Origin of the sequence: Streptomyces sp. NPDC079020, assembly GCF_044542225.1 — a bacterium.
In the GTDB taxonomy this organism is placed as follows: domain Bacteria; phylum Actinomycetota; class Actinomycetes; order Streptomycetales; family Streptomycetaceae; genus Streptomyces.
On sequence record NZ_JBITUB010000008.1, the window covers coordinates 130,325 to 156,708 of the forward strand.

The following is a 26,384-nucleotide window of genomic DNA, read 5'->3' on the forward strand; positions in this document are numbered from 1 at the left end:
AAGGCCCCGTGGCACCGTGACAGACACCGAGCCCCGCACCCCCGCCGACTGGTGGCTGAGGCTCCGCGGCCCGGCCCTGCTGCTGGAGGAGCTGGACCTCGCCGCGGCGGCGCGCTGCGAGCGGGCCGAGGAGGCGCGTGCCGTGCTGGAGCTGGGGGTCGCGCAGTACTGCCGGCGCCAATGGCTGCTGCCCGCGCTCACCGCCCGGCAGCCGCAGGAGACCGCGTACTCCCTGCGCCAGGTCCTCGCGCAGGGCCGGGAGCACCCCGCGTTCGACGTGCTGGCGCGGACGGTCCCCGCCCGGATGCGGTCGGGGACCGGCACGGCGGAGCTCTTCGGCATCCTCTGCGACGCCATCGAGTCGGAGACCTGGCGCGACACCGGGGACGCCGGTACGGGGGCCGACGCCGGTACGGGCGACGGTCCCGGATTCCGGCCGGACAGCCGGATCGGGATCAGCGGCTGCTTCCCGCACCTCGTGGAGTTCTCGGAGGCGTACCTGGGGATCTCGGACGGCGAGGAGCCCGACGAGGTGATCGCCGGCTACATCGCGGGATTCCATCCGCGTCACTGCGGCTGGATCCTGCCCGGACTCGTCGGCGAGGCCCACCGGGCCATCGCCACCTATCCCACCGAGGAGCTGATGAGCGAGGCGTTCGACCGTACGCTTCCCCTGGCCTCGGTGTCCGGAGCCACCTGGGCGCAGTGGTTCGGCCGCCTGGCCGACGAGCTGACCCGGCACATGAAGGAGCAGCATGCGCACGCGTAGCGCCACCTACCCCGACCGGGAGACCGCGCAGTGGGCGACCCAGATGGTCGTGACCCGCAACGACCAGGCCGTGCACCGGTGGCTGGCGCAGTCGACACGGCAGCGGCTCACCATCGAGGCCGCCTGGCCCTCCCGCCCGGAGCCGGTCGGCCGGGTGCTGCTCCAGGCGATGATGCTGGCGGGGCGCGGAGCGGTCGATGTGCGGGCCGCACGCGTGATCCTGAAGCGGTCCGCGTCCTCCCCGCACGGCTTCACCGTGCACGCCACCTTCCCGATCCTCCTCTAGAGGCAGGCCCACGTGCCCCTGACACCCCTGCAACACGACAGTTCCTACGGTGAGTTGGACCAGGTCCTGCACGCCTACGCGGGCCTGGGCGCCGACGACACCCCGGAGCACCCGAGCGAGGCGCTGGCCGCCTATCTGCGGCACACCTGGCACACCCGGCCGCACGCCCTGGCCGCGGCCGAGGCACAGCTGCGCTCCTACGCCCGCACCCCGCCGGGGCCGCTGCGGCTGCGTCTGGGGGAGTTCTACCCGGTGCCCGACGTGGGGCTGGAGGAGGACGCGGTCCGGGACTGGCTGCTGCTGCTCGCCGACCATCTGCGGCGCAGCATCGAGGCGGGCGAGGTCCCGCCGCCCTGCGCCCCGCGGACCCACTGGGAGTGGCATGCCCGCTTCCCCGAGCTGGGGCAGCTGCTCGGCGGCTGGTTCTCGCAGGACATGCCGGACGAGTCCGAGGACCATGACGCGGCGCTCCAGGACTATCTGGACACGACCGACCGCTCCCTGGTCACCCGGCTGGCGGGTGAGCTCCACGAGCTGCTGGCCCTGGGCCTGGACGAGGACGAGTACACGGTCGGGCTCGGCGAACTCGGCCTGGAGGTGGATCCGCCGGACTCCTTCACCCATGGAGCGTGGCTCGTCGCGCTCGCCCACGCCGTCCTGGCGGCCGGGGGTGCCGGCCGCCAGGAGTAGCGGGGCCGCGCGTGCGGCGGGCCGTCCCGCCTACAGGACGACTTCCGCCTTGTACGTGCGCAGCCAGGCGTCGAGCTGGAGGGTCGTCTCCAGCGCGGCGCGGCTCATGCCCTCCTCCAGCGCCGTGGTCCCGTCGCGGCGCAGTGCGGACCTGACGTCCGACGAGACGAGCGGGGCGAGCGGGCCCGACGCGTCGAGCAGGACGTCCGACAGGCGCTCGCGGAGCCCCTGGTTGTACGCCGCCGCCCGGATCGAGGGGTACGGCGTCTTGACGCGCTGGGAGATCGCCGTGGGCAGCAGGTCCTTCATGGCGGCGCGCAGCAGGCTCTTCTCGCGTCCGTCGAAACTCTTCATCGCCCAGGGGACGTTGAAGGTGTACTCGACCAGCCGGTGGTCGGCAAAGGGGACCCGGACCTCCAGCCCGCAGGCCATGCTCATGCGGTCCTTCCGGTCGAAGAGCACCTGGGCGTGGCGGGTGAGCGCGAGGTAGGTGGTCTCCCGGTAGCGGGCCTCGGCGGCGTCGTCGAGGTGCCGGCCGGCGTCGATCTCCGCCACGGCGCTGCTGTGGCAGTCGCGTTCGTAGGTGTCCAGGTCGAGCTTGGCCATCAGGTCGGGGCTGAAGAGGATGTCGTTGCCCCGGTAGTTGTGGCGGCCCTCGTGGACCCACGGGAACGTGGTGGAGAACACCGCGTCGGGGTCCCGCTGCCAGCGGTAGCCGCCGAACACCTCGTCGCCGCACTCACCGGAGAGGGCGACCGTGGAGTGGCGGCGGACGATGCCGAACAGCATGTGCAGGGAGGCGTGTTCGTCGCCCTTGGCCAGCGGGAGGTCGTACGCCCGCAGGACCGAGTCGCGCAGCTCGGGTGCGAGCAGGTCCGGCGCCTTGAGCGGGAGTTCGCTGTGGTCCGAGTCGACGTGTTCGGCGAGCAGCCGGGCGTAGATGTGGTCCTCGTTGGCGGCGCTGCCCGCGCTGCCGTCGAGGTCGGGGTCGCTGACCGAGCAGGACCTGATGCGCCCCCGGCCCTGTGCGCGCGACGCCTGGGCGGCGAGCGCGGTCAGGGAGCTGGAGTCGAGCCCGCCGGACAGCAGGGTGCACAGCGGTACGTCGGAGACCATCTGCTCCTCGACGACGGCGCCGAGGAGGTCCCGTACGGTGCTGATCGTCCGGTCGAGCGGGTCGGGGTGCTCGGCGATCGTCAGCTGCCAGTAGCGCTCCTCCTTCGCACCCGCGCGGCTGACCCGTACGGTGCAGCCCGGGGGCACCTCGCGCATGCCGCGGAACATCGCGTGGCCCGGGACCTTGGCGACGGAGAGGATGTCGCGCAGTCCGTCGGTGTCCAGGACGGGCCGGAAGCCGGGGTGGGCGAGGATCGCCTTGGGCTCGGACCCGAACAGGACGCCGGAGTCCGTCTCGGCGTAGTAGAGGGGCTTGACGCCCATCCGGTCGCGGACGAGCAGGAGTTCCTCCCGGTCGGCGTCCCAGGCGGCGAAGGCGTAGATGCCGCGCAGACGTGTGGCGCAGCCGGCGCCCCACTGCTGGAACGCCCGGAGCACGACCTCGGTGTCGCTGCGGGTGGTGAAGGTGTGTCCCAGGCTGCTGAGCTGGGTGCGGAGCTCCTGGAAGTTGTAGGTCTCGCCGCTGTAGGTGAGGACGGCGCGGGTTCCGGCGGCCGTCCCGGCGGCCATGGGCTGGCAGCCGCCCTCCAGGTCGATGACGGACAGGCGCCGGTGCCCGAGGGCGACATGGGTGTCCGTCCACAGGCCGCCGGCGTCGGGGCCGCGGCGTTCCATGGTGGCGGTCATGGCGTGCGCGATGTCGCGGTCCACCGGTCGTGCGAAGTCGACCCATCCTGCAATGCCGCACATGTGAATACTCCTGGGAGATACGGGTGTTGTGGTGCCGTGCGTGTGTGTGGCGGTCCGGTGCGTGTGTGGCGGTCCGGTACTACAGGCGTTCGACGTGGGCCCGGGGGCGCGCGGTGCCCCGGGTGTCGAGCAGCAGCGGCGCGTGCTGTTCGATCACGTCGATGTCGTACTCCTTGTGCTGCTGGAGCAGGATGACGAGATCGGCCCGGGACAGGGCGGTCGGCAGGTCGGCCGGAGCGGTCGGCACGGGTGTGCCGTCCACCTCCCACTCGGGTACGTGCGGGTCGTGGTAGGCCACATCGGCGCCGAGCGAGCGGAGCCGGGTGACGACGGCCCTGGCCGAGGTCTCGCGCTGGTCGGCGATGTCCGCCTTGTACGTCACTCCCAGCAGGAGCACGCGCGAGGTGCTGAGCGTGCGGCCCTTGCGGTCCAGCAGGTGCTGGGCGCGTTCGACGACGTACCGGGGCATCCGGGTGTTGATCTCCTGGGCCAGTTCGACCATCCGGAACGGGTAGCCCAGTGTGCGGACCTTGTGGGCCAGGTAGTTGGGGTCGATGGGGATGCAGTGGCCCCCGACGCCCGGACCGGGGCGGAACGCCTGGTAACCGAAGGGCTTGGTGGCCGCGCAGGAGATCGAGTCCCAGAGGTCGATGCCCAGTTCGTTGGAGAAGATCGCCATCTCGTTGACCAGGGCGATGTTGACGTGCCGGTAGGTGTTCTCGATGAGCTTGGCCATCTCGGCCTCGCGGGTGCCGGCGGCCTGGACGATGCGGTCGACGACCTTGCCGTAGAAGGCCGCCGCGACGGTGGTGCAGGACGGGGTGTGACCGCCGATCACCTTGGGGGTGTTGCGGATGTTGTAGTGCTTGTTCCCGGGGTCCACCCGCTCCGGGGAGAAGGCCAGGTGGAAGTCCTGGCCGGCGACGAGGCCGGAGCGTTCGAGGATGGGGCGGACGATCTCGTCCGTGGTGCCGGGGTAGGTGGTCGATTCGAGGACGACGAGGGTGCCGGGGCGCAGGTGCCGGCTGATCGTGGCACAGACGCCCTCGACCATGGCGAGGTCCGGTCCCCCCGACGAGGACAGCGGGGTGGGGACACAGATGACGACGGTGTCCGTGTCGGCGATCACGCTCTCGTCGGTCGTGGCGGTGAAGCCCTGGGCACGTACACCGGCGACGGTGTCGTCGTCGATGTCGTCGACGTGGGAGATTCCGGTGTTGAGGCGGGCCACGGTGGTGGCGTCGCGATCGAGACCGATGACTTTCATGCCGGATCGGCCGGCTTCGACCGCGAGCGGAAGACCGACATAGCCGAGGCCGATGACCACGAGGTCACTGCGCACAACGTTCCCTTTCAGCGTGCGGGAAGAGCGGGACAGCGGTGTTCACACCGCGCGGGCGCGGACTGCCAGGGCGGCCACCAGGAGCGGTGGCGCGAGCAGGAGGGCGAAAGCGACGGCATAGCCGTCGAGTGCCGTCGCGCCGGAGGAGATACAGGCGTTGAGTACGCCGGAGGCCATGGCCAGCACGACGACCTGGCCGAGGTTCATGTTCGTCTGCATGGCGCTGGTGGTGTGGCCCTGCCGGTGCGGGGCGCTGTGCCCGAGCGACAGCACGGTGACACACGGATCGAGCAGGCCCATGCCGACGGCCGCCAGGGGCATCGCCGCCAGAGCCGTGGCCGGGGGGCCGAAGCAGCCCGCGACCGCGAGCGCGACGGAGGCGGCCATGATCAGGGCGCCGACGACGACCAGCCGGTGTCTGGCGACGTCCTGGAGCAGCTTGCCCTGCACCCAGGGGGCGCCCGCCCACAGCACCGCCGAGACGGTGAACGCCACACCGACCGTCACCGGCGCCACGTCGCGCTCGGTGATGAGCATGAGCGGCACCAGCGCCTCGATGGTGAAGTAGGACCCCGAGGTCAGACCGCGCAGCAGCACCGTGGTGGGCAGACCGCGCGCACCGCGCCAGGTGCCCTTCGGCAGCAGCTTCGGGGCGAAGACGACCAGGAGCGCGAGGCCCGCGGCGACGAACAGGAGGTGCCGCACGCTCCAGCCCGACACCCCGTACTGTCCCAGGGCCGCGCCGAGGCTGAGGAGCGCCGCGACCAGGAGCGGGGGGCGGGCCGCCCGTTCCTCCTCCGGCGGCAGGTCGGCCGGCCCGGCGGTGCCGTCCGCCGGTCTGCGCAGGACGGCCATCAGGGCGACGGCGGGCAGGGCGGTCAGGACGGCCAGGCCGTAGAAGACGGCCCGCCAGGACCACCAGTCGGCGACGACACCGGCCAGCGGCGGGCCGACCAGCGACGGGATGACCCAGCTGGCGCTCATCAGCGCGAGCATCCTGGGCCGCAGCGACTCCGGGTAGGACTGGCCGATCGCGGTGGTCACGGAGACCGCGACCATGCCCGCGGCCAGACCGTCCAGGAACCGGCCGGCGGCCAGCTGCCACACGGACACGCTGGAGGCGGACACCAGCAGGGTCACGACGGACAGGACGATGCCGAGGGCCAGCGGGCGCCGGGCGCCCGACCGGTCGGCCCAGTGTCCGCCGAGGACACCGCCGAGCAGGCTGGCCGCCACGAAGCAGCCCGCCACGACCGGGAACAGGGAGACCCCGTCCAGGTCCTGCACCGCCGTCGGCAGGGTGGGCACCACCGCGAGGGCGGCGAACCCGGTCAGGAACATCACCACGGCGAAGGTGGTGGTGGCCGCCGCGTACGGCCGGGAGAAGATCCCGGCCTCGGCGTCCCGGGTGTCGAGCGTGTGCTGTTCGTCAGTCAACGGGACCTCGTCGTCGTGGCCTGGGCGTGTCGTGCGTGTCGCAGGCCAGCCACTGGGCCAGGGCCCGGGCGCCGTCGTGCACCGCGGCGGTGGGACGCCACCCGGTCTCCGCCGTGATCAGCCCGGTGTCCATGACGGGCGAGTGCGGCTCCCGCGCGGGGCCCTGCTCCCATGCGGTGCGGCGTGCGGTGAGCGCCGCGAGTTCGGCGAACTCCGCCTCGTCGAACTGTGCCGAGGCCACGTTGTAGACGGCCTCCGACGCGGGGCGCGCCAGGACGGCGGCGAGTGCGCCGGCCAGGTCCCGGTGGTCGAGGATCTGGTGGCGGCGCCCCTCGGTCAGAAGCATCGGCCTGCGGGTCCAGGCGTCCAGCATCCAGCTCGCCAGTACACCGTCCAGGGGTGCGTGCGGGCCCACGAGTTCGGCGGCGCGCAGGACCTGGACGGCGGCGCCGGTCTCGGCACCCCAGCTCCGGCAGGCCTGCTCCTCCTGGCGCGGGGCGAGGGCCGACGCGTCGAGCGGCCCGCCGAGCGGCACGTGTTCCGCGTGGCTCGCGCCCGGCTCACCGCGGTAGACGGCCGCCGAGCCGATGTGGACCAGCCGCCGGACACCGAGCTTCTCGGCGTCGGCGAGCAGATCCGTCAACGGGTGGGCGGTGTCGCCCGGTCCGCCCAGAGCCACCACGGTGGTCAGGTTCGGGTACGGTCGCGCGTCGAGGCGCTCCGCGTGGGCCGCGTGCACCCCCTCGTCGCACAGCAGGCGGGCCAGCTGCCCGGCGAACTCCCGGTCGCCGCCGGTGACCACGACCTCCGCGGTCCCGTCCGGCTGCCCGGCGCGGGGTGCCGCCGGGACGGCGCGGTGGGCCGCCCGCCCGGAGGCGAAGGCGTCCAGGGCCAGCCGACGGATCGGGGTGATCATGTCCAGGAGTTCGGCGCCCGTGTACTCCTCGCACAGGCCGCCCGGCCCGAGGGAGTTCATCACGGCGTCGGCCACGTCGGGGTCCGGGTCCTGTGCGCTCAGGCCGTCGAAGACGGCGCCGGTCGCGAAGGCGGTCAGCCACACCTGGCGGCGGACGCGGTCGGGCAGGTCCTGGGTGTCCGCGGCGGCGAGGTCCGCTTCACTGCGTGCGAGGAGGCCTTCGCGCAGCAGATAGCGGTGGGTCTCCAGGTACTCCCAGTGCGCTCCGTGGCGCACCGCGCACTTGGACTCTCCGTACTGGTAGAAGGGCACCACGGTGAAGGTGGCGCAGTCTCCGGTGGCGGCCCGGGGTGTCCGCTCGCTGAAGAAGGTGGCCCGCCGCCAGCCGTGGGTGCTGTTCCCGGCGAGGCTGGGTACGTCGTCGTGGTCCACAGTGCTGGGAACCCCGATCCGCACGGGGATGCCGAGCGACTTGAGGTAGCGCTGGATGACGACGTCGTAGGGCCAGCCGTCCCCGTGCTCCGCGGCGAACCGCGCGTATCCGCGGGCGGCTTCGGCCGGGAGCATCAGCGCGAGCGAGGGGACGTGTTCGTCGATGGCGTAGGCCCAGGACGCTCCGCTGAGCGCGCCCAGCCTGACGACGCCGCTGTTACGGCCTTCCCAGCCCTCGTAGAAGGCGACGGCTTCACCGGGAACAGCGGCGGCGACCTCTTCCACGTACGCAAAGAAGTTGTCGGCCATGAGGATGTCGTCCTGGAAAACGACATGGTGGGTGGCCTCGCCACCTACACAGCTCCACGAGGGATTCGCGGTGCGCAGTGCGGTGGGCGGGCCGGATGGATCGGGGTCGGTGATGACCTGGATCCGGCCCTGCGGATCCTTGGCCGCGATGTGCTGTGCCGCGTCGATCCGCCTGGGGTGCGTCATGACTGCGCCGGTCAGAGAGACAGCGTTCACCGCTTGCCTTCCGGTCGTTTGGATTCCGGTCCGGTGTGTGCGCCGGCCCGGCAAGGAGAAAAGGTGTCCGTGGTTTTCCGGCAGGCAGCACAACGCCGTGCGGTCGAGCCGGTGGCCGACTCCGTGCATCCGGGTATCCGGAATCCTTTTACGGATTCCCCGGGGATACGGGGCGCGGCCCGGGCGGTCGAATGCGTCAGTCTTCGGACGCGTCCGAGTTGCGTACCTGACGCACGTTCTCCTTCAGCCCGTGATCTGCGCCTTGTTCCCGTTCGAGCTGGATCATGGCGGCGGGCCGGTAGTTCAGGATGTACGCGCGTCGGGTGGTGTCGGTGGTGTTGCCGCGTGACGAGTGCAGCGTGGAACCGGAATGTGCCGCGCCTTCCCCGGCCCGCAGCGGCACCGCGGTGGCGCCCGGCTCGTCCTCCGAACAGTCGCACTCGATGTTCTTGCCGTCGCTGGTGGGCCGGTGGGGCCTCAGCGGCTGCTGGTGGGAGCCCTGGACGTACCACATGCACCCGTTGTCGAGGTGCGCGTCGTCCAGCGCCACCCAGATCGAGACGGCCCGGCGGTCGGGCATGTCGACCCAGTACGCGGCGTCCTGGTGCCACGGGGTGGGGACGCCCGAGTTCGGGCCCTTGTGGATCATCATGTCGAAGTCGAGTTCGGCGTCGTCGCCTATGAGTTCACGGGCGACGGACAGGGCCCGGTCGTGCAGCGGCAGATCCCGCAGCGGCGGGTGGAGCGCCGACGGCCACATGATCTGCGTGATGTTCTCTCGGACTCCCGCTTTCCGGGGAACGTGCGAACCGAGGTCCGATCGCTTGTCCCCCGTCGCGATGTCTCCGTTCAGAAGGCGGTCGTACACTTCGCGATAGAGCGGGAGCTCCTCGTCCGAAAGAAAGTCCGTCCTGGCCGCGCTCACGGTCGGGGAACGGGCGGCGGCGTTCCTGCCGAAGGCGGCCGCCAAGGCCGCCGCCCACCGGCGGCTCGGCCACAACAACGGATCGGCCGTGCACACCGACCCGCACCTCATGGGGAGCGGGGCGTTCCGCTACGGCCACTCGGCCGAGGTCCGCGGTGTGATCGTCGCCGCGAGTTCACAGAGCCCCGACCAGGACCTTCACGAGGCCTCCCGGCTGGCCGCCGAACTCGTCGAGGTGCTCGGGGAGCGCCATCGCGCGTACGAATGGCGTCGGGGCGAGACGGACTGGCTCACCTCGGGGGACCACGTCCCGGAGGTCTACCGCGAGATGGTCGCGTGGTTCCCCGACGACGGGCCGGGCACCGGAGCCTGAGCGGGCGTCCGGGCACGGGCGGACGGGCCGCGCCCGGACCCGCGAACGACCGGGCCCCCACCCGCGGGTGCGGGCAGGGGCTCGGCCGGACAGCGGGGTCGCCGGGGCTCAGTGGTTGCGGGGGAATCCCAGGTCCACGCCCGAGGGGGCGTCCGCCGGGTCGGGCCAGCGGGTGGTGACCACCTTGCCCCGGGTGTAGAAGTGCACGCCGTCGTTGCCGTAGATGTGGTGGTCGCCGAAGAGCGAGTCCTTCCAGCCGCCGAAGGAGTGGTACCCCACCGGAACCGGGATCGGCACATTGACGCCGACCATGCCGGCCTCGATCTCCAGCTGGAAGCGGCGGGCCGCACCGCCGTCGCGGGTGAAGATCGCCGTGCCGTTGCCGAACGGCGAGGCGTTCATCAGGGCCACGCCCTCGTCGTACGAGTCCACGCGCAGCACGCACAGGACCGGGCCGAAGATCTCGTCCCGGTACGCGTCGGAGTCGGTGGAGACGTTGTCCAGGAGCGAGAGGCCGATCCAGTGGCCGTCCTCGAAGCCCTCCACCGTGTGGCCGGTGCCGTCCAGCACCACATCGGCGCCCTGGGCGGCTGCGCCCGTGACGTAGGAGGCGACCTTGTCCCGGTGCGCGGCGGTGATCAGGGGGCCCATCTCGGACGTGGGGTCGTTGCCGGGACCGATCTTGATCTTCTCGGCGCGCTCACGGATCTTGGCGACCAGCTCGTCGCCGACCGCGCCGACCGCGACGACCGCCGAGATCGCCATGCAGCGTTCACCCGCGGAGCCGTACGCGGCCGAGACCGCCGCGTCGGCCGCGGCGTCCAGGTCGGCGTCCGGCAGGACGAGCATGTGGTTCTTCGCACCGCCGAGCGCCTGGACGCGCTTTCCGTTGGCGGAGGCGGTGGCGTGGATGTAGCGGGCGATCGGGGTGGAGCCGACGAAGGAGACCGCGGCCACGTCCGGGTGGGCCAGCAGTCCGTCGACCGCGACCTTGTCGCCGTGCAGGACGTTCAGGACACCGTCGGGCAGCCCCGCCTCGGCGGCCAGCTCGGCCAGCAGGTTGGCGGCCGAGGGGTCCTTCTCGCTCGGCTTCAGGACGAACGTGTTGCCGCACGCGATCGCCAGCGGGAACATCCACATCGGCACCATGGCCGGGAAGTTGAACGGCGTGATGCCCGCGACGACACCGAGCGACTGGCGGATCGAGGAGACGTCGACCCGGCTGGAGACCTGGGTGGACAGCTCGCCCTTGAGCTGGGTGGTGATGCCGCAGGCCAGCTCGACGATCTCCAGGCCGCGGGCGACCTCGCCCAGCGCGTCGGAGTGCACCTTGCCGTGCTCGGCGGTGATCAGCGCGGCGATGTCGTCGCGGTGGGCGTCCAGCAGCGCGCGGTAGCGGAACAGGATCGCGGTGCGGGTGGAGAGCGAGGACGTGCCCCAGGTCGCGTACGCGGCCTTCGCTGCGGCGACCGCGGCGTCCACCTCCTCGGCCGAGGCGAGCGCGACCCGGGTGGTGACGGCACCGGTGGCCGGGTCCGTCACGGGGCCGTAGTTGCCCGACGTGCCCTCGACGGTCTTGCCACCGATCCAGTGGTCGACGGTCTTCGTCATTGCGTACTCCTTCAAGCTGTCAGAGGTGGCGGCGTCGGGCTGCGACATGGCGGTCGTACTCCTCGCGGGCCTCGACCGCCGACGAGCGGGTCGCGGTCTCGGCTACCGGAACATCCCACCACGCCTGTGCCGGAGGAGGGCCCGACACTGTGTCGGGCGTTTCGGTCTCGACGTAGACACAAGTGGGACGGTCCGCGGCACGGGCCTCCGCGAGCGCTTCGCGCAGGTCGTGCACGGTGCGGGCGCGCAGCACCCGCATGCCGAGGGAGGCCGCGTTGGCCGCGAGATCGACGGGCAGCGTCTCGCCCGTGAAGCCGCCCGCGCCGTCCCGGCGGCGGTAGTCCGTGCCGAAACGCTCACCGCCGACGGACTGCGAGAGACCGCCGATGGAGGCGTACCCGTGGTTCTGGAGGATGACCAGCCTGATGGGCAGGTCCAGCTGGACGGCAGTGACGATTTCGGTGGGGTTCATCAGATACGTGCCGTCGCCGACGAGCGCCCAGACCGGGCGGTCCGGCGCGGCGAGCAGGACGCCGATCGCGGCCGGGATCTCGTAGCCCATGCAGGAGTAGCCGTACTCGACGTGGTACTGGTCGCGGGAGCGGGCCCGCCAGAGCTTGTGCAGGTCGCCGGGGAGCGAGCCGGCCGCGTTGATGATGATGTCGTCCTCGGTGACCAGGGCGTCGAGCAGGCCGAGGACCTGGGCCTGGGTGGGGCGTGCCGCGGGGTCGGGGGCGGCGAGGGCGGCGTCGACCCGGTGCTCCCAGCGCTCCTCGGCGTCGGTGTACTCGCTCTCGTACGCCGGATCGACCCGGTAGCCCCGCCCGGCGAGGGCCGCGCCGAGCGCTTCGAGGGCGGTGCGGGCGTCGGCGACGAGCGGGAGCGCGGCCATCTTGTGGGCGTCGAAGCCCGTGATGTTCAGGTTGAGGAAGCGGACGGCGGGGTCGGCGAAGAGTGTGCCGGAAGCGGTCGTGAAGTCGGTGTAGCGCGTGCCGATCCCGATCACCAGGTCCGCGGTGCGGGCCAGGTCGTCGGCGGTGGCGGTGCCGGTGTGGCCGATGCCGCCGACGTCGGCCGGGTGGTCGTGGCGCAGGGACCCCTTGCCGGCCTGGGTGGAGGCGACGGGGATCCGGGTGGACGCGGCGAAGGCGGCGAGGGTCTCCTCGGCGGCGCTGTGGCGGACACCGCCGCCCGCGACGATCAGGGGGCGGCGGGCGGAGCGCACCGCCCGTACCGCCTGTTCCAGTTCGTACGCGTCGGGGGCGGGCCTGCGCACGTGCCAGTCCCGTTCCGCGAAGAACTCCTCCGGCCAGTCGTACGCCTGGGCCTGCACGTCCTGCGGCAGCGCCAGGGTGACCGCACCGGCCGTGGCCGGGTCGGTGAGGGTGCGCATCGCCTGGAGCGCGGCCGGGATCAGGGCCTCGGGGCGGGTGATCCGGTCGAAGTAGCGCGAGACCGGGCGCAGACAGTCGTTGACCGACACATCGCCCGCGTGCGGGATTTCGAGCTGCTGGAGTACGGGGTCGGCGGGCCGGGCCGCGAAGGTGTCGCCGGGCAGCAGGAGGACGGGGAGGTGGTTGACGGTGGCGAGCGCGGCGCCGGTGACGAGGTTGGTGGCGCCGGGACCGATGGACGTGGTGACGGCGTGCGCGGAGAGCCGCCCGGACTGGCGGGCGTAGCCGACGGCGGCATGCACCATGGCCTGCTCGTTGCGCCCCTGGAGATAGGGCATCCGGGAGCCGGACTCCAGGAGTGCCTGCCCGATCCCGGCGACATTGCCATGGCCGAAGATGCCCCAGGTGGCGTCGATCAGCCGTCGGCGCCGCCCGTCGCGCTCGGTGTACTGGCGGGCGAGGAACGCGACCAGGGCCTGAGCCGTGGTCAGCCTGCGGGTGCGGGGCGGGGTACGCCCGCTCGGGTTCGTCACCGGGCGTCCTTCGGGCCGTGGAGAGGGAGTCGGGGGTCCACCGGCTGATCCGGCCAGGTGTCGCGGATCCAGCCGTGGTCGGGGTGGTCCCGGATCAGCCACTCGCGCTGCCCCGGCCCCGCCATCACGTTCAGGTAGTACAGGGTGCGGCCGGGCGGAGCGATGGACGGGCCGTGCCAGCCGTCGGGGATGAGGACCGCGTCCCCGCACCGGACCTCGGCCAGGACATCCGTACCGCCCTCGCGGGAGGGGGAGACCCGGTGGTAGCCGAGCCCGTCGCCCTCCACCTCGAAGTAGTAGATCTCCTCCAGCTGCGACTCCACGCCCGGCCGGTACTCGTCGTGCTTGTGCGGCGGGTACGAGGACCAGTTGCCGCCGGGGGTGAGGACCTCGACGGCGATGAGCCGGTCGCACGCGAAGGCGTCGGCCGCGGCGAAGTTGTTGACCTGGCGCGAGCAGTTGCCGCTGCCGCGCAGTTCGACGGGTACCTCCGGCGCGGGGCCGTAGCGAGCGGGGAGTCGTCGCTCGCACTTCGCTCCTGCCAGGGCGAAGCGGCCTCCCGCGCCGGAGGCGATCTGTGCGTGGGCGTCACGCGGTAGATACGCGAAATCGGTCACACCGCTGAACACACTTTCCCGGCCCAGCAGTTCAAAGATGTCACCTGCTGTGTGCACCGTACAGCCGCCAGTCAACGGCAGCACGATCCATTCACTCTCCCCGGTGACAAGCGTATGAACACCCCCGGGCGCCAGCTCCAGCACCCGCAGGCTCGACCAGCCCCAGCCCGCGCCGTCGGGATCGATATCGAGGGCATAGGGGCCGCGCGCCGCGCCGCCGGCCCGGACATGGCGGTCGTGGAACCGTACGCGCTGCCGGTCGCCGTCCCGGCCGCGCTCGCTGTCGTGGTGCGTCGTCGTCATGCCCGGTTCCCTACCCTTCGGCAGCCGTCTACAGCAGCGACACGGCGGTGTCGACGGCCCCTGCCACGTCCCCGTCGGCCGGGTAGAGCAGCGAACGCCCCACGACCAGCCCCTGGACGGTCGGCAGCCGCAGCGCCGTACGCCACTTCCCGTACGTGGCGTCGAGGTCGTCGCCGACATCGCCGCCGAGCAGGACGGCGGGCAGCGTGGAGGTCTCCATCACCCGGGCCATGTCGCCGGGGTCCTCGGTGACCGGGACCTTGAGCCAGGTGTAGGCGGAGGTGCCCGCGAGCCCGGAGGCGATGGCGATCGAGGTGGTGACGGCGGCGGCGCCGAGGTCGGTGCGCAGCCGGCCGCCGGCGCGGCGGCAGAGGAACGGTTCGACGAAGACGGGCAGCCGGAGCGCGGCCATCGCGTCGATGGTGCGGGCGGCGGTGTGCAGCGTTTCGAGGGAACCGGGGTCGTCGTGGTCGATACGGAGCAGCAGCTTGCCCGCGTCGAACCCGAGGCGGGCCAGGTCGGCCGGACGGTGGCCGGTGAAGCGGTCGTCCAGTTCGAAGGCCGCGCCCGCCAGCCCGCCCCGGTTCATGGAGCCGATGACGACCCGGTCCTCCAGGGCGCCGAGCAGCAGCAGGTCGTCGAGGATGTCGGCGGAGGCGAGGACGCCGTCGACCCCGGGCCGGGAGAGCGCGAGGCAGAGCCGTTCGAGCAGCTCGGACCGGTTGGCCATGGCGAGTGCGCGGTCACCGACGGCGAGCGCGCCGCGCGCCGGATGGTCCGCCGCGATGATCATCAGCCGCCCGCCGGTACGGATGAGGGGGCGGCGCTGCCGCCGGGCGGCGGCCTCGGCCACCGCCTCGGGGCGGTGCGCCCGCAGCCGCACCAGATCGGAGACGGAGGCGGCGGGGGGTGTGGGAGTGAGGGGCGGCGGCGTCATGGGGTCGCTCCGGTCTCCGGTGCCGCGCCGCCGCCCGACGTGACAGCGCCGTCGGCCAGGGCCTGTTCCACTTCGTACGGGTACGGCATCGCGGACGAGCAGGCGAGGCGGGAGGCGACGATGGCCCCGGCGGCGTTCGCGTACCGCATGATCCGTTCGGTCTCCCACCCGGCGAGCAGCCCGTGGCACAGCGCCCCGCCGAACGCGTCCCCGGCACCGAGGCCGTTGACCACCCGCACGGGCAGGGGCGGAACCTGGACGGTGGTCCCGTCGCGGTGCGCGGCGAGGACCCCCTCGGGGCCCTGCTTGACGACGGCGAGCTCCACCCCGGCCGCGAGCAGGGCGCGGGCCGCCGCGTACGGCTCGCGCTCCCCCGTCGCGACCTCGCACTCGTCGAGGTTGCCGACGGCGACGGTGGCATGGGCGAGGGCCTCGCGGTAGCGGGCGGGTGCGACGGTGCCGTGGTCGCCGTCGTCCCAGAACATGGGGCGCCAGTCCAGGTCGAAGACCGTGGCCGTGCGGAACCCGGAGCCGGGGGCCGGACGGGCCGTACCCGCGCCGCCCGTCCCCTGGTCACCCGTCCCCGGGTCGCGGGCGCGCAGCGCGGCGAGCGTCGAGGTGCGGCTCGGTTCGGCGCTGAGGCCGGTGCCCGTCATCCAGAAGATCCGGGCGGCACGCACCGCCGCCAGATCGAGTTCCGGCAGCCGGATCTCCAGATCGGGCGCCTTGGGCTGCCGGTAGAAGTAGAGCGGGAAGTGGTCCGGCGGGAAGATCTCGCAGAACGTCACCGGGGTCGGGTACTCCTCGACATCGCTCACCCACCGGTCGTCGACCCCGAACTCGCGCAGCTGGTGGTGGAGATACTCACCGAAGGCGTCCCGTCCGGTACGGGTGATCACGGCCGTCCGGCGGCCCAGGCGCGCGCCCGCCACCGCGACATTGGACGGGGAGCCGCCGAGGAACTTTCCGAAGGTGTCGACCCGGGCGAGCGGTACACCGCTGCGCAACGGGTAGATGTCCACCCCGATCCGCCCCATCGTGATCACGTCGTACGGCTCAGGCATACGCATCCCTTCGGCCCGCTGCGACCCCGCTCCGACCGTGCCCGCGCCCTCCCGCCGCCGACGCCCCGGCCGCGACCGGACGGCAGGGTCCCAGGTCTAGCCCTCCCCCGGAGCCCTGTCAACATTTTGTCCGGACATTCGGACGAAGTCTTGACACCTCTTCACGGGGACCGGAAGGTGGGCGATATGGCCCCCTCCGCACCGTCTCCGGCCCGCATCCGTATCGGCTCGGCACCCGATTCCTGGGGAGTGTGGTTCCCCGACGATCCGGCACAGGTGCCCTGGCACCGCTTCCTCGACGAGGTGTCCGAGGCCGGCTACGAGTGGATCGAGCTCGGACCGTACGGCTATCTGCCGACCGATCCGGTCCGGCTCGCGGACGAGACCCGCAGCCGCGGGCTGTCGGTCTCGGCCGGCACCGTCTTCACCGGATTGCACCACGGACCGGACGTCTGGGACCGGACCTGGGCGCACGTCGCGGACATCGCGGCGCTCACCCGGGCCATGGGCGCGGAGCATCTGGTGGTCATCCCCTCCTTCTGGCGCGACGACAGAACGGGTGAGGTGCTGGAGGACCGCACGCTCACCGCCGCGCAGTGGCGCGACCTCACCGCCCAGACCGAACGGCTGGGCCGCGAGGTGCGCGACCGCTACGGCCTGCGGATCGTCGTGCACCCGCACGCGGACACCCATATCGACGGCGAGGAGAACGTGAACCGCTTCCTCGACGCCACCGACCCCGGCCTGGTCTCGCTCTGCCTGGACACGGGGCACTACGCGTACTGCGGCGGGGACAGCGTCAAGCTCATCGAGACCTACGGGGAGCGGATCGGCTACCTCCACCTCAAGCAGGTCGACCCGGAGATCCTGGCCGGCGTCGTGGCGGACGAGGTGCCGTTCGGCCCGGCCGTGGCACGCGGGGTGATGTGCGAACCGCCGGGCGGGGTGCCCGCGCTGGGGCCGGTCCTGGAGGCCGCCCGCGGCCTGGACGCCGAGCTGTTCGCGATCGTCGAGCAGGACATGTATCCGTGCCCGCCCGACCGGCCGTTCCCGATCGCGCGCCGCACCCGCGACTACCTCCGCACCTGCGGCACACCCTCGCAGCCGCTCTGAGACCTGCCGTCCAGCGGCCGGTTGTACGCGTCGAGGCAGGCGATGGCGAGCCGGCCCGTCACCGGATTCCGGTAGGTCTCGCACTCGGCCTCGTACACCTCACGGACGAGTTCGCGGGTGAGCCCCTCTCCGACGACAGCAGTACGGCCTCCGCCACGGTGAAGGTGCCGTCGCCGGCGGACGGCGGACGGCGGACAGCCGCCCTTGGATTTCGGAGTCACCTCTTCGTCACATATGTCACCACTTCACGGGTGTTTCGTCACAGTCACTCAACAGCCCCACCCCGCCTGCCGCCCGGGAACGCCCACCGGAGCACAGGCTGAGCGCGCAAGAACGCGAAGAGAAGTGCAGTGAAGTGCAGTGAAGTGCAGAGAGGCGTCACCGATGACGGACAGAACACTCTGGTCCTACAAGGACATTGCCGCGCACATCGAGGTCCAGCCGGACACCGTTCGCTCGTACCGCAAACACGGCCTCCTTCCCCCGCCCGACCACGTGCGGAACGGCAAACCCCACTGGTACGGCGACACCGTCCACGCCTGGGTCGCCGCCCGCCCCCGCAACCGGAGCCGCTGACGCACCCGGCCGCACGCCGGCCGCCCTCCCGCCGCCCTCCGCCGCGCTGCCGCGCCGTATCGCCACTAGCTCCGGCCGGCCCGGCGGAACAGGGCCGTCCAGAGAAAGGCCTCGCCGAAGAGCGGGGACCCGGACGGCTCGTCGCGCATCCGGCGCAGTTCGACCTCCTCCAGGTCCGAGAAGATCCGGCGCAACGACTCCGGCGTGTAGGCGATGCCCCCGTGGAGCCGGGCCTGCCGGTAGAGGTCCGCGTCGGAGAGTTCGGAGCCCATCGCACCGGCCGCGAAGCAGGTGAGGGCGAACCGGCCGCCGGGGGCGAGGGCCCGGTCGAGCAGGGCGAGGTAGCTGATGCGGCGGTGCGGCGGCAGGTGGTGGAAGCAGCCGGAGTCGTAGATCAGGTCGTACGGCCCGGTCAGTGCGGCCGCCACGTCACCGAACGCGTCGCCGCAGTGGAACCGGATGCCGCCCCCGGCCCCCACCCCCGCTTCGAGCGCCCGCTCCCCGGCCCAGGCGATGGCCGCCGGGGACAGATCCACGGCGTCCACCTCGAAGCCCAGGGCGGCGAGCCGGAGTGCGTTGCGCCCCGGACCGCAGCCCAGGTCGAGCGCGCGGCCCGGCGGGATCAGGCCCCGGTCGGCGTACGAGACGAGGTTCTCGTCGGGCTTCGACACGAAGAAGGGCACCGCCTTGGAACGGTCCGCGTAGAAGCCGTCCCACCAGGAGGACGCGTCGGCCGTCCACCGGTCGGCCTCCGGCGCGAACAGGCCGTCCATGAGCCGCAGTACGTCGTCCACCGTGCGTATGTTCCGGTCCACCGAAGTCCCCTTTTCCATAAGGGAATTGTATGCCCGGGGTACACAAAAGCCCAGCTCAGAGGGTGTGCGCGAGGGTCAGGGAAAGGCACCGGCGGGCGGCTGGGGGACCGCCGGCGCGCATGGGGCCCCACCCCTCCTGCCGGGCGAACCCGGTCGGCAGCGCGCCGCCCGAAGGGGTTCCAGGGGGCATTCCCGCGACCGCCGAGGCAGGTTTCGGGGCGGGTCCGGGGCGGGTCCGGGGCGGGGCGGGGCGGGCCCGCGGCCCGGAGTGGGGCGGGGTGCCCGGGGGCGGGGTCCGGGAGCCGGGCCTGGGAGCGAGGGCGCCGGGAGCGGGGCCCGGAGTGGGGTGCGAGGTGGATTGCGAGGTGGGGCCTGAAGTGACGGACTTCCGGGGCGGCCATCGGCGCGCGACCGCCGGCCGGGGCGGGAGAGGCTCGCATTCATACCCCCTAGGGGTATAGTATGACGTGCATGAGGCACCCCGGACCCACCGGCAGCCCCTCATGCCACGTTCCGCGTGCGTCCCACATGTGTTTACCGAAGAGGAGAACGTCATGACCGCCGAGACCGAGACCCCCCAGGCCACCGGTTCCTGCTGCTCGCCGTCCGGTTCCTGCCACGACGGTGCGGCCGATGTGCAGGTCGGCGCCGTCACCGCCGTGTACGAGGTGAAGGGCATGACCTGCGGCCACTGCGAAGGCGCCATCTCCGAGGAGATCTCCGGTATCGAGGGTGTCACCTCGGTCAAGGCCGTCGCCTCCACCGGCCGGGTCACCGTCGTCTCGCAGGCCCCGCTGGCCGAGGACGCCGTGCGCGCCGCCGTGGACGAGGCGGGCTACGAGCTCGTCGGCCCGGCCGCCTGAGACAGCACCCCCGCAGCACCCGCACCACCCGCACCACCGCTTTGCCGTCGGGCCGGACCCACCAGCACATACTGGAGGGGTACGGCCCGACCTGCGTCACCCAGGAGTTCGGACATGGCCACCACCACCGCCCCCGAGGCCCCGGCCCCGGAAACCTCCGAGGCCGAGCTCACCATCGGCGGCATGACCTGCGCGTCCTGTGCGGCCCGCGTCGAGAAGAAGCTCAACCGGATGGACGGCGTCACCGCCACGGTGAACTACGCGACCGAGAAGGCGCGGGTCACCTTCGGCGGGGAAACCGCCCTGGCGGACCTGATCGCCACGGTCGAGAAGACCGGCTACACGGCCCGCCCGACAGCGGCCTCCGGGGGGACGAAGCCGGCCCCGGCGACGGAAGCGGAGACGAAGGCATCGACACCGGCACAGGCATCGGCATCGACACCAGCACCGGCATCGGCATCGGCATCGGCATCGGCATCGGCATCGGCAAAGGCACCGGGCGAGACGGACGGGACCGACCCGGCCCTTGAGGCCGACGCGGCCGAGGCCGCGCAGGATGCCGCCCTCGCCTCGCTCCGCCGGCGCCTCGTCGTCTCCGCCGCCCTCGCCCTCCCCGTCATCCTGCTCGCCATGATCCCCGCCCTCCAGTTCGACAACTGGCAGTGGCTCTCCCTCACCCTCGCCGCCCCCGTCGTCGTCTGGGGCGGCCTCCCGTTCCACCGCGCCACCTGGACCAATCTGCGGCACGGTGCGGCCACGATGGACACCCTGGTCTCCATCGGCACACTCGCCGCGTTCGGCTGGTCGCTGTGGGCACTGTTCTTCGGACAGGCCGGCATGCCGGGCATGCGGCACGGCTTCGACTTCACCGTCTCGCGCGCCATGGGCTCCGCCGCCGCGTCCTCGGCGATCTATCTGGAGGTCGCGGCCGGGGTCGTCACCTTCATCCTGCTGGGCCGGTACCTGGAGGCGCGGTCCAAGCGGAAGGCCGGTGCGGCGCTGCGGGCGCTGATGCACCTGGGCGCCAAGGACGTCGCGGTGCTCAGGAACGGCGGGGAGGTACGCGTCCCGGTCGCCGCGCTCGCCGTCGGGGACCGTTTCGTGGTCCGTCCCGGCGAGAAGATCGCCACCGACGGCACCGTCGTCGAGGGCACCTCGGCCGTCGATACCTCCATGCTCACCGGCGAGTCCGTCCCCGTGGACATCGAGGCCGGCGACCCGGTCACCGGGGCCACCGTGAACACCTCGGGCCGTCTCGTCGTCGAGGCGGCCCGGGTCGGCGCCGACACCCAGCTCGCCCGGATGGCCAGGCTCGCCGAGGACGCCCAGAACGGCAAGGCGGACGTGCAGCGCCTGGCGGACCGGATCTCCGCCGTGTTCGTCCCCGTGGTGCTGCTGATCGCCCTGGGCACGCTGGTCGCCTGGCTGCTGATCACGGACGACGTGACCGCCGCGTTCACGGCCGCCGTCGCCGTACTGATCATCGCCTGCCCCTGCGCCCTCGGGCTCGCCACCCCGACCGCCCTCATGGTCGGCACCGGACGCGGCGCCCAGCTCGGCATCCTCATCAAGGGCCCCGAAGTCCTCGAAACCACCCGCCGCGTCGACACCATCGTCCTCGACAAGACCGGCACCGTCACCACCGGCAAAATGACCCTCCTCGACATCCACACCACCGACGGCACCGACCGGCACGACGTCCTCCGCATCGCCGGAGCCCTCGAACACGCCTCCGAACACCCCATCGCCCAAGCCGTCGCCACCGGCGCCATGACCGAAGTCGGCACCCTCCCCACCCCCGAGGACTTCACCAACGTCCCCGGACTCGGGGTACGCGGCACCGTCGAGGGCCGTTCCGTCCTCGTCGGCCGCCCGGCGCTCCTCACCGAAGCCGGGATCGCCTTTCCGCAGGGCCTGTCCGCCGCGCTGGCGGGCGCCGGGCGTCAGGGCCGCAGCGCCGTCGCCGTCGCCTGGGACGGGGAAGCCCGGGGCGTGCTGTCCATCGCCGACGCGGTCAAGGACAGCAGCGCGGCCGCTGTCGCCGAGCTGCGCGCACTGGGACTCAGGCCCGTCCTGCTGACCGGCGACAACCGGGCCGTCGCGGAAGCCGTCGCGGCCGAGGTCGGCATCGACGAGGTGTACGCGGAGGTCATGCCGGAGGACAAGGTCGACGTCGTCAAGCGCCTCCAGGCCGAAGGCCGTTCGGTCGCCATGGTCGGCGACGGCGTCAACGACGCGGCCGCACTGGCCCAGGCCGACCTGGGCCTCGCCATGGGAACCGGCACCGACGCCGCGATCGAAGCCGGCGATCTCACCTTGGTTCGTGGAGATCTTAAGGTGACTGGTGATGCAATCCGTCTCTCCAGGCGTACGCTGACCACCATCAAGGGCAACCTCTTCTGGGCCTTCGGGTACAACGTTGCTGCGTTGCCTTTGGCTGCATTTGGCCTGCTCAACCCTATGATCGCGGGAGCCGCCATGGCGTTTTCGTCCGTGCTCGTCGTCACCAACAGCCTGAGGTTGCGCTCCTTCACGTAACTTCCACAAAGAGACCTAGATCACACCGTTTACAGGGTAACCATCCGGTGGGTTCGCGAGTCTAAGAGTGCGATGCCAAGGATGTCTTGGGGGACGTCCGATGGAGTGTCTTGGGGGACGCTCCATGGCAAGCGTTGGCCGGGGCGCGTGCACCGGGGAGCTTTGAGCGGCCCTCCCGTGCGTACGTTCCCCGGCAGACCGCGGCACAACAGAACAACGGGAGCCTCGGCTCCCTGCAGACGCCCGGCCGGATCCCGTGGGGGGAATCCGCTCCGGGATATGGGAAGCGCCCCGTTCGTCGACCCGTGGGGGGATCGACGGCGGGGCGTTTCTCGCACCATCCATGAATCCGCACCACCCGCACCACTCACCCCGTCTGCCGGGGCCGCGCGGCCACCGATGCGCCGGGACGGTGCGCTCCACCGCGCGGACGGAGCCAAGGCCCCCGAAACGCCGAATCGCCCCGGACACCGCGCTCTGTGCGAGGCGCGGTACGCGGGGCGAAGGCAGTCGGCCGAAGAGGCCGGGTATGGCGGAGTTACCCGCACGACGTCACGTCGTGCGCAGAGCCGTGGGAAGCGGCCCGCGCGCGGGGTGCGCACGCGGCCCGGCGAAGCCGGTCCGGCTTCAGCGGCCCTCGACCGGGACGAAGTCGCGCAGGACCTCGCCGGTGTAGATCTGGCGCGGGCGGCCGATGCGGGATCCCGGCTCCTTGATCATCTCGTGCCACTGGGCGATCCAGCCCGGAAGCCGGCCGAGCGCGAAGAGCACGGTGAACATCTCGCTCGGGAAGCCCATGGCCCGGTAGATCAGACCCGTGTAGAAGTCCACGTTGGGGTAGAGGTTCCGCGAGACGAAGTACTCGTCGGAGAGCGCGTGCTCCTCCAGCTTGAGCGCGATGTCGAGCAGCTCGTCGGACTTGCCGAGCGAGGACAGCACATCGTGGGCCGCGGCCTTGATGATCGTGGCGCGCGGGTCGAAGGACTTGTACACCCGGTGGCCGAAGCCCATCAGGCGGACGCCGTCCTCCTTGTTCTTCACCTTGTTGATGAAGGAGTCGACGTCGCCGCCGTTGGCCTGGATGCCTTCCAGCATCTCCAGCACCGACTGGTTGGCGCCACCGTGCAGGGGGCCCCACAGCGCCGAGATACCGGCGGAGATGGAGGCGAACATGTTCGCCTGCGAGGAGCCGACCAGACGCACGGTGGAGGTCGAACAGTTCTGCTCGTGGTCCGCGTGCAGGATGAGCAGCTTGTCGAGCGCCGAGACGACGACCGGGTCCGGCTCGTACTCCTGGGCGGGGACCGAGAAGGTCATGCGCAGGAAGTTCTCGACGTACCCGAGGTCGTTGCGCGGGTAGACGAAGGGGTGACCGATCGACTTCTTGTAGGCGTACGCCGCGATCGTCGGGAGCTTGGCCAGCAGCCGGATCGTCGAGAGGTGGCGCTGCTCCTCGTCGAACGGGTTGTGGCTGTCCTGGTAGAAGGTGGACAGCGCGCTGACGACCGAGGACAGCATGGCCATCGGGTGGGCGTCGCGCGGGAAGCCGTCGAAGAACCGCTTGACGTCCTCGTGCAGCAGCGTGTGCTGGGTGATCTCGTTCTTGAAGGTCGACAGCTCGTCGACCTTGGGAAGCTCACCGTTGATCAGCGTGTACGCGACCTCGAGGAACGTCGAGCGCTCGGCGAGCTGCTCGATCGGGTATCCGCGGTAGCGCAGAATGCCCTGCTCGCCGTCGAGGTACGTGATGGCGGATTTATAGGCGGCAGTGTTGCCGTATCCGCTGTCCAGCGTCACCAGGCCGGTATTGGCCCGGAGCTTCCCGATGTCGAAGCCCTTGTCGCCGACGGTGCTGTCGATCACCGGGTAGGTGTACTCGTCATCGCCGTACCGCAGTACTACAGCGTTGTTGGTGTGCTCGCTCACGTCATCCCTCACCGACGTAGTGCCTCTTCTTCGAGGTGCCCTGACTGTCTCCACCCTCCCCCATTTGGCTCAGGAGAGTGCACTCGGGGTCGTCCATTGGACCTACTGGCGGCACTGAGTGCCGCCAACTTACTCATCCTGCCCCCTTGACTGCGGTTCCGGAAGACCTCCGTGATGTTTCCCACCGATTTGATCGATCATTTTTGTACGAGGCTCACACGAAGTCTCCGTTGCTACCGCCCCTGAGCCGGAAATCCAGCGCCGTACAGCGTCTGCCTGCGGAAACCGTGCGTACCGCCTGGCCGATCGCCTTGCGCGATCCGACCAGTACGACGAGCTTCTTGGCCCGTGTCACCGCTGTGTACAGCAGGTTCCGCTGGAGCATCATCCAGGCGCTGGTCGTGACGGGTACGACGACGGCCGGATACTCGCTGCCCTGGGAACGATGGATGGTCATGGCGTACGCGTGGGACAGCTCGTCCAGCTCATCGAAGTCGTAGCCGATCTCCTCGTCCTCGTCGGTGCGGACGGTCAGCTTCTGTTCGTCCACATCGAGGGAGACGACGACGCCGACCGTGCCGTTGAAGACGCCGTTCTCGCCCTTGTCGTAGTTGTTGCGGATCTGCGTGACCTTGTCGCCGACGCGGAAGACCCGGCCGCCGAACCGCTTCTCGGGCAGGTCGGGGCGGCCGGGGGTGATGGCCTGCTGGAGCAGGCCGTTGAGATGGCCCGCCCCGGCCGGCCCCCGGTGCATCGGGGCGAGAACCTGCACGTCACGGCGGGGGTCCAGGCCGAACTTCGCCGGGATGCGACGCGCCGCGACATCCACGGCGAGCACGCCCGCGTCCTCCGTCTCGTCCTCCACGAAGAGGAAGAAGTCGCTCATGCCCTCGGTCAGGGGCGGCTGTCCGGCGTTGATCCGGTGGGCGTTGGTGACGACTCCGGACTGCTGGGCCTGGCGGAAGATCCGGGTCAGCCGGACGGCCGGGACCGGGCCGCCGTCCGCGAGCAGGTCGCGCAGCACCTCGCCCGCGCCCACGGAGGGGAGTTGGTCGACATCGCCCACGAGCAGGAGGTGGGCACCGGGTGCCACCGCCTTCACGAGCTTGTTGGCGAGGAGCAGATCGAGCATCGACGCCTCGTCCACGACGACGAGGTCGGCGTCCAGTGGACGGTCCCGGTCGTACGCCGCGTCCCCGCCGGGTTTCAGCTCCAGCAGCCGGTGCACGGTGGACGCCTCGGCGCCGGTCAGCTCGGACAGCCGCTTGGCGGCCCGCCCGGTGGGTGCGGCCAGCACCACCTTCGCGCGCTTGGCGCGGGCCAGTTCGACGATGGAGCGGACCGTGAACGACTTTCCGCAGCCGGGCCCGCCGGTCAGGACGGCGACCTTCCGGCTGAGCGCCAGCCGGACCGCCTCCTCCTGCTCGGGCGCCAGCGTCGCGCCGGTACGGGTGGCGAGCCAGGCCAGCGCCTTGTCCCAGGCCACGTCCTGGAAGGCCGGCATCCGGTCCTCCGGGGTCTGCAGCAGCCGCCGGACCTGGGCGGCGAGCGAGATCTCGGCACGGTGGAACGGCACCAGATACACGGCCGTGACCGGCTCCCCGCCATCGGAGGACGGCACCTTCTCCCGTACGACGCCCTCGGGGTCGGCGGCCAGATCGGCCAGGCACTCGATGACCAGGCCGGTGTCGACCTGGAGGAGCTTGACCCCGTCCGCGATCAGCCGCTCCTCGGGGAGAAAGCAGTGCCCCTGGTCGGACGACTGGGACAGGGCGTACTGGAGTCCCGCCTTGACCCGCTCCGGGCTGTCGTGCGGAATGCCGACCGCCTGCGCGATCCGGTCGGCGGTGAGGAAGCCGATGCCCCAGACATCGGCGGCCAGCCGGTAGGGCTGGTTCTTCACGACGGAGATGGAGGCGTCCTCGTACTTCTTGTAGATACGGACGGCGATGGAGGTGGAGACGCCGACGCCCTGGAGGAAGACCATCACCTCCTTGATCGCCTTCTGCTCCTCCCACGCGGCGGCGATCATCTTCGTCCGCTTCGGACCGAGTCCGGGGACCTCGACGAGGCGCTTGGGTTCCTGCTCGATGATGTCGAGGGTGTCGACGCCGAAGTGCGTGGTGATCCGGTCGGCCATGACGGGGCCGATGCCCTTGATCAGACCGGAGCCGAGGTAGCGGCGGATGCCCTGGATGGTGGCGGGCAGCACCGTCGTGTAGTTCTCGACGGTGAACTGCTTGCCGTACTGGGAGTGCGACCCCCAACGGCCCTCCATCCGCAGCGACTCACCCACCTGCGCGCCGAGCAGCGCGCCGACCACCGTGAGGAGATCGTTGGCACCGCGCCCGGTGTCGACCCGGGCGACGGTGTACCCGTTCTCCTCATTGGCGTACGTGATCCTCTCCAGGACCCCTTCGAGGACGGCCATGTTGGACATGCGCCGACGCTACCGGGTCCCGCTGACAAGCGGTCGGTCCGGCCCGGTCCGCCTCCTTGGGCTGGAAAGTACTTTCCTTCATGGAAAGTACAT

At 71.3% G+C, this 26,384-nt stretch carries 22 protein-coding genes; 8 read left to right on the forward strand and 14 right to left on the reverse strand.

The annotated features are described in order from the left end of the window. Nucleotides 1-16 precede the first annotated feature (16 nt). From ACIGJO_RS18595 to ACIGJO_RS18605, 3 genes are read left to right on the forward strand one after another with little or no spacing between them, the layout of a single operon-like run. Nucleotides 17-769 (forward strand): hypothetical protein, encoded by a 753-nt coding sequence (locus ACIGJO_RS18595; RefSeq protein ID WP_399959214.1) that lies wholly within the window; start codon nucleotides 17-19, stop codon nucleotides 767-769. Continuing rightward, nucleotides 756-1,055, forward strand: coding sequence for an RNase A-like domain-containing protein (locus tag ACIGJO_RS18600; RefSeq protein WP_399959216.1), 300 nt, complete (start codon nucleotides 756-758; stop codon nucleotides 1,053-1,055). The genes ACIGJO_RS18595 and ACIGJO_RS18600 overlap by 14 nt, the downstream gene beginning before the upstream one ends. A 12-nt stretch (nucleotides 1,056-1,067) precedes the next feature. Further along, entirely contained in the window at nucleotides 1,068-1,745 is a 678-nt protein-coding gene (locus ACIGJO_RS18605) for a contact-dependent growth inhibition system immunity protein (protein ID WP_399959218.1), read from the forward strand. A 30-nt stretch (nucleotides 1,746-1,775) separates the two neighbouring features. Here the strand turns inward: ACIGJO_RS18605 and asnB are convergent, their stop codons facing one another. The 5 genes from asnB to ACIGJO_RS18630 all read right to left on the reverse strand — a co-directional run bounded on the left by asnB (nucleotide 1,776) and on the right by ACIGJO_RS18630 (nucleotide 9,299). After that, on the reverse strand, nucleotides 1,776-3,611 hold the full coding sequence (gene asnB / locus ACIGJO_RS18610; RefSeq protein WP_399959220.1) for an asparagine synthase (glutamine-hydrolyzing): 1,836 nt from the start codon (nucleotides 3,609-3,611) through the stop codon (nucleotides 1,776-1,778). A gap of 79 nt (nucleotides 3,612-3,690) precedes the next feature. Next, entirely contained in the window at nucleotides 3,691-4,953 is a 1,263-nt protein-coding gene (locus ACIGJO_RS18615; protein ID WP_399959222.1) for a nucleotide sugar dehydrogenase, read from the reverse strand. Between the two features lie 42 nt (nucleotides 4,954-4,995). Further along, entirely contained in the window at nucleotides 4,996-6,390 is a 1,395-nt protein-coding gene (locus ACIGJO_RS18620) for an MFS transporter (protein ID WP_399959224.1), read from the reverse strand. Continuing rightward, on the reverse strand, nucleotides 6,383-8,233 hold the full coding sequence (locus ACIGJO_RS18625) for an NAD-dependent epimerase/dehydratase family protein (RefSeq protein ID WP_399959226.1): 1,851 nt from the start codon (nucleotides 8,231-8,233) through the stop codon (nucleotides 6,383-6,385). Before ACIGJO_RS18625 ends, ACIGJO_RS18620 begins: the two co-directional genes overlap by 8 nt. A 226-nt stretch (nucleotides 8,234-8,459) precedes the next feature. Beyond that, nucleotides 8,460-9,299, reverse strand: coding sequence for a phytanoyl-CoA dioxygenase family protein (locus tag ACIGJO_RS18630; protein WP_399959228.1), 840 nt, complete (start codon nucleotides 9,297-9,299; stop codon nucleotides 8,460-8,462). Here ACIGJO_RS18630 and ACIGJO_RS18635 point away from each other — a divergent pair. After that, nucleotides 9,277-9,561 carry a hypothetical protein gene (locus tag ACIGJO_RS18635; protein WP_399959230.1) on the forward strand — a complete coding sequence of 95 codons (285 nt, stop codon included), beginning with the start codon at nucleotides 9,277-9,279 and terminating at the stop codon, nucleotides 9,559-9,561. The two genes, ACIGJO_RS18630 and ACIGJO_RS18635, sit on opposite strands and share 23 nt — an antisense overlap. A gap of 108 nt (nucleotides 9,562-9,669) precedes the next feature. Here the strand turns inward: ACIGJO_RS18635 and mmsA are convergent, their stop codons facing one another. Genes mmsA through iolC form a run of 5 tightly spaced genes read right to left on the reverse strand, consistent with a single transcriptional unit; the run spans nucleotide 9,670 to nucleotide 16,020 of the window. Then, a complete protein-coding gene (gene mmsA / locus ACIGJO_RS18640; RefSeq protein WP_399959232.1) occupies nucleotides 9,670-11,172 on the reverse strand; it encodes a CoA-acylating methylmalonate-semialdehyde dehydrogenase in 1,503 nt (500 codons plus the stop codon). Nucleotides 11,173-11,191: 19 nt separating this feature from the next. Further along, complete coding sequence (gene iolD, locus ACIGJO_RS18645) at nucleotides 11,192-13,099, reverse strand: 3D-(3,5/4)-trihydroxycyclohexane-1,2-dione acylhydrolase (decyclizing) (RefSeq protein ID WP_399959234.1); 1,908 nt, start codon at nucleotides 13,097-13,099, stop codon at nucleotides 11,192-11,194. Further along, nucleotides 13,096-14,019, reverse strand: coding sequence for a 5-deoxy-glucuronate isomerase (iolB, locus tag ACIGJO_RS18650; RefSeq protein WP_399959236.1), 924 nt, complete (start codon nucleotides 14,017-14,019; stop codon nucleotides 13,096-13,098). Before iolB ends, iolD begins: the two co-directional genes overlap by 4 nt. A 28-nt stretch (nucleotides 14,020-14,047) precedes the next feature. Further along, nucleotides 14,048-14,956 carry a deoxyribose-phosphate aldolase gene (locus tag ACIGJO_RS18655; RefSeq protein ID WP_399959238.1) on the reverse strand — a complete coding sequence of 303 codons (909 nt, stop codon included), beginning with the start codon at nucleotides 14,954-14,956 and terminating at the stop codon, nucleotides 14,048-14,050. Continuing rightward, entirely contained in the window at nucleotides 14,953-16,020 is a 1,068-nt protein-coding gene (gene iolC, locus ACIGJO_RS18660; RefSeq protein ID WP_399959240.1) for a 5-dehydro-2-deoxygluconokinase, read from the reverse strand. The genes ACIGJO_RS18655 and iolC overlap by 4 nt, the downstream gene beginning before the upstream one ends. A gap of 186 nt (nucleotides 16,021-16,206) precedes the next feature. On the opposite strand from iolC, the gene ACIGJO_RS18665 reads away from it, so the two are divergent. Then, on the forward strand, nucleotides 16,207-17,133 hold the full coding sequence (locus tag ACIGJO_RS18665; RefSeq protein WP_399959242.1) for a sugar phosphate isomerase/epimerase family protein: 927 nt from the start codon (nucleotides 16,207-16,209) through the stop codon (nucleotides 17,131-17,133). On the opposite strand, the gene ACIGJO_RS18670 is transcribed toward ACIGJO_RS18665, so the two are convergent. After that, nucleotides 17,094-17,354, reverse strand: a complete 261-nt coding sequence (locus ACIGJO_RS18670) for a hypothetical protein (protein ID WP_399959245.1) — start codon at nucleotides 17,352-17,354, stop codon at nucleotides 17,094-17,096. The two genes, ACIGJO_RS18665 and ACIGJO_RS18670, sit on opposite strands and share 40 nt — an antisense overlap. A gap of 163 nt (nucleotides 17,355-17,517) precedes the next feature. Between ACIGJO_RS18670 and ACIGJO_RS18675 the strand changes: the two genes are divergently transcribed. Further along, the gene (locus tag ACIGJO_RS18675; RefSeq protein ID WP_399959247.1) at nucleotides 17,518-17,709 is read left to right on the forward strand and encodes a helix-turn-helix transcriptional regulator; all 192 of its coding nucleotides are present in this window, start codon (nucleotides 17,518-17,520) and stop codon (nucleotides 17,707-17,709) included. A 65-nt stretch (nucleotides 17,710-17,774) separates the two neighbouring features. Here ACIGJO_RS18675 and ACIGJO_RS18680 read toward each other — a convergent pair whose 3' ends face one another. After that, the gene (locus ACIGJO_RS18680) at nucleotides 17,775-18,524 is read right to left on the reverse strand and encodes a class I SAM-dependent methyltransferase (protein ID WP_399959731.1); all 750 of its coding nucleotides are present in this window, start codon (nucleotides 18,522-18,524) and stop codon (nucleotides 17,775-17,777) included. A 554-nt stretch (nucleotides 18,525-19,078) separates the two neighbouring features. Here ACIGJO_RS18680 and ACIGJO_RS18685 point away from each other — a divergent pair. Together ACIGJO_RS18685 and ACIGJO_RS18690 are read left to right on the forward strand one after the other, a co-directional pair. Beyond that, nucleotides 19,079-19,387: a heavy-metal-associated domain-containing protein gene (locus ACIGJO_RS18685; protein WP_399959249.1), complete on the forward strand. Its 309-nt coding sequence runs from the start codon at nucleotides 19,079-19,081 to the stop codon at nucleotides 19,385-19,387. 114 nt (nucleotides 19,388-19,501) lie between these two features. Then, complete coding sequence (locus tag ACIGJO_RS18690; protein WP_399959251.1) at nucleotides 19,502-21,925, forward strand: heavy metal translocating P-type ATPase; 2,424 nt, start codon at nucleotides 19,502-19,504, stop codon at nucleotides 21,923-21,925. A gap of 627 nt (nucleotides 21,926-22,552) precedes the next feature. On the opposite strand, the gene ACIGJO_RS18695 is transcribed toward ACIGJO_RS18690, so the two are convergent. Beyond that, nucleotides 22,553-23,851, reverse strand: a complete 1,299-nt coding sequence (locus ACIGJO_RS18695; RefSeq protein ID WP_399959253.1) for a citrate synthase — start codon at nucleotides 23,849-23,851, stop codon at nucleotides 22,553-22,555. 214 nt (nucleotides 23,852-24,065) lie between these two features. Next, nucleotides 24,066-26,291 (reverse strand): ATP-dependent RecD-like DNA helicase, encoded by a 2,226-nt coding sequence (locus tag ACIGJO_RS18700; protein ID WP_399959255.1) that lies wholly within the window; start codon nucleotides 26,289-26,291, stop codon nucleotides 24,066-24,068. Nucleotides 26,292-26,384 lie beyond the last annotated feature (93 nt).

Bases quoted from the DNA above. Each gene is read 5' to 3' on its own strand.
- ACIGJO_RS18625 (WP_399959226.1), bottom strand. From the start codon at position 8,233: ATGACGCACCCCAGGCGGATCGACGCGGCACAGCACATCGCGGCCAAG.
- ACIGJO_RS18665 (WP_399959242.1), top strand. From the start codon at position 16,207: ATGGCCCCCTCCGCACCGTCTCCGGCCCGCATCCGTATCGGCTCGGCA.
- ACIGJO_RS18655 (WP_399959238.1), bottom strand. From the start codon at position 14,956: ATGACGCCGCCGCCCCTCACTCCCACACCCCCCGCCGCCTCCGTCTCC.
- iolC (WP_399959240.1), bottom strand. From the start codon at position 16,020: ATGCCTGAGCCGTACGACGTGATCACGATGGGGCGGATCGGGGTGGAC.
- mmsA (WP_399959232.1), bottom strand. From the start codon at position 11,172: ATGACGAAGACCGTCGACCACTGGATCGGTGGCAAGACCGTCGAGGGC.
- iolB (WP_399959236.1), bottom strand. From the start codon at position 14,019: ATGACGACGACGCACCACGACAGCGAGCGCGGCCGGGACGGCGACCGG.
- ACIGJO_RS18690 (WP_399959251.1), top strand. From the start codon at position 19,502: ATGGCCACCACCACCGCCCCCGAGGCCCCGGCCCCGGAAACCTCCGAG.
- ACIGJO_RS18630 (WP_399959228.1), bottom strand. From the start codon at position 9,299: ATGAGGTGCGGGTCGGTGTGCACGGCCGATCCGTTGTTGTGGCCGAGC.
- asnB (WP_399959220.1), bottom strand. From the start codon at position 3,611: ATGTGCGGCATTGCAGGATGGGTCGACTTCGCACGACCGGTGGACCGC.
- ACIGJO_RS18675 (WP_399959247.1), top strand. From the start codon at position 17,518: ATGACGGACAGAACACTCTGGTCCTACAAGGACATTGCCGCGCACATC.
- ACIGJO_RS18700 (WP_399959255.1), bottom strand. From the start codon at position 26,291: ATGTCCAACATGGCCGTCCTCGAAGGGGTCCTGGAGAGGATCACGTAC.
- ACIGJO_RS18600 (WP_399959216.1), top strand. From the start codon at position 756: ATGCGCACGCGTAGCGCCACCTACCCCGACCGGGAGACCGCGCAGTGG.
- ACIGJO_RS18685 (WP_399959249.1), top strand. From the start codon at position 19,079: ATGACCGCCGAGACCGAGACCCCCCAGGCCACCGGTTCCTGCTGCTCG.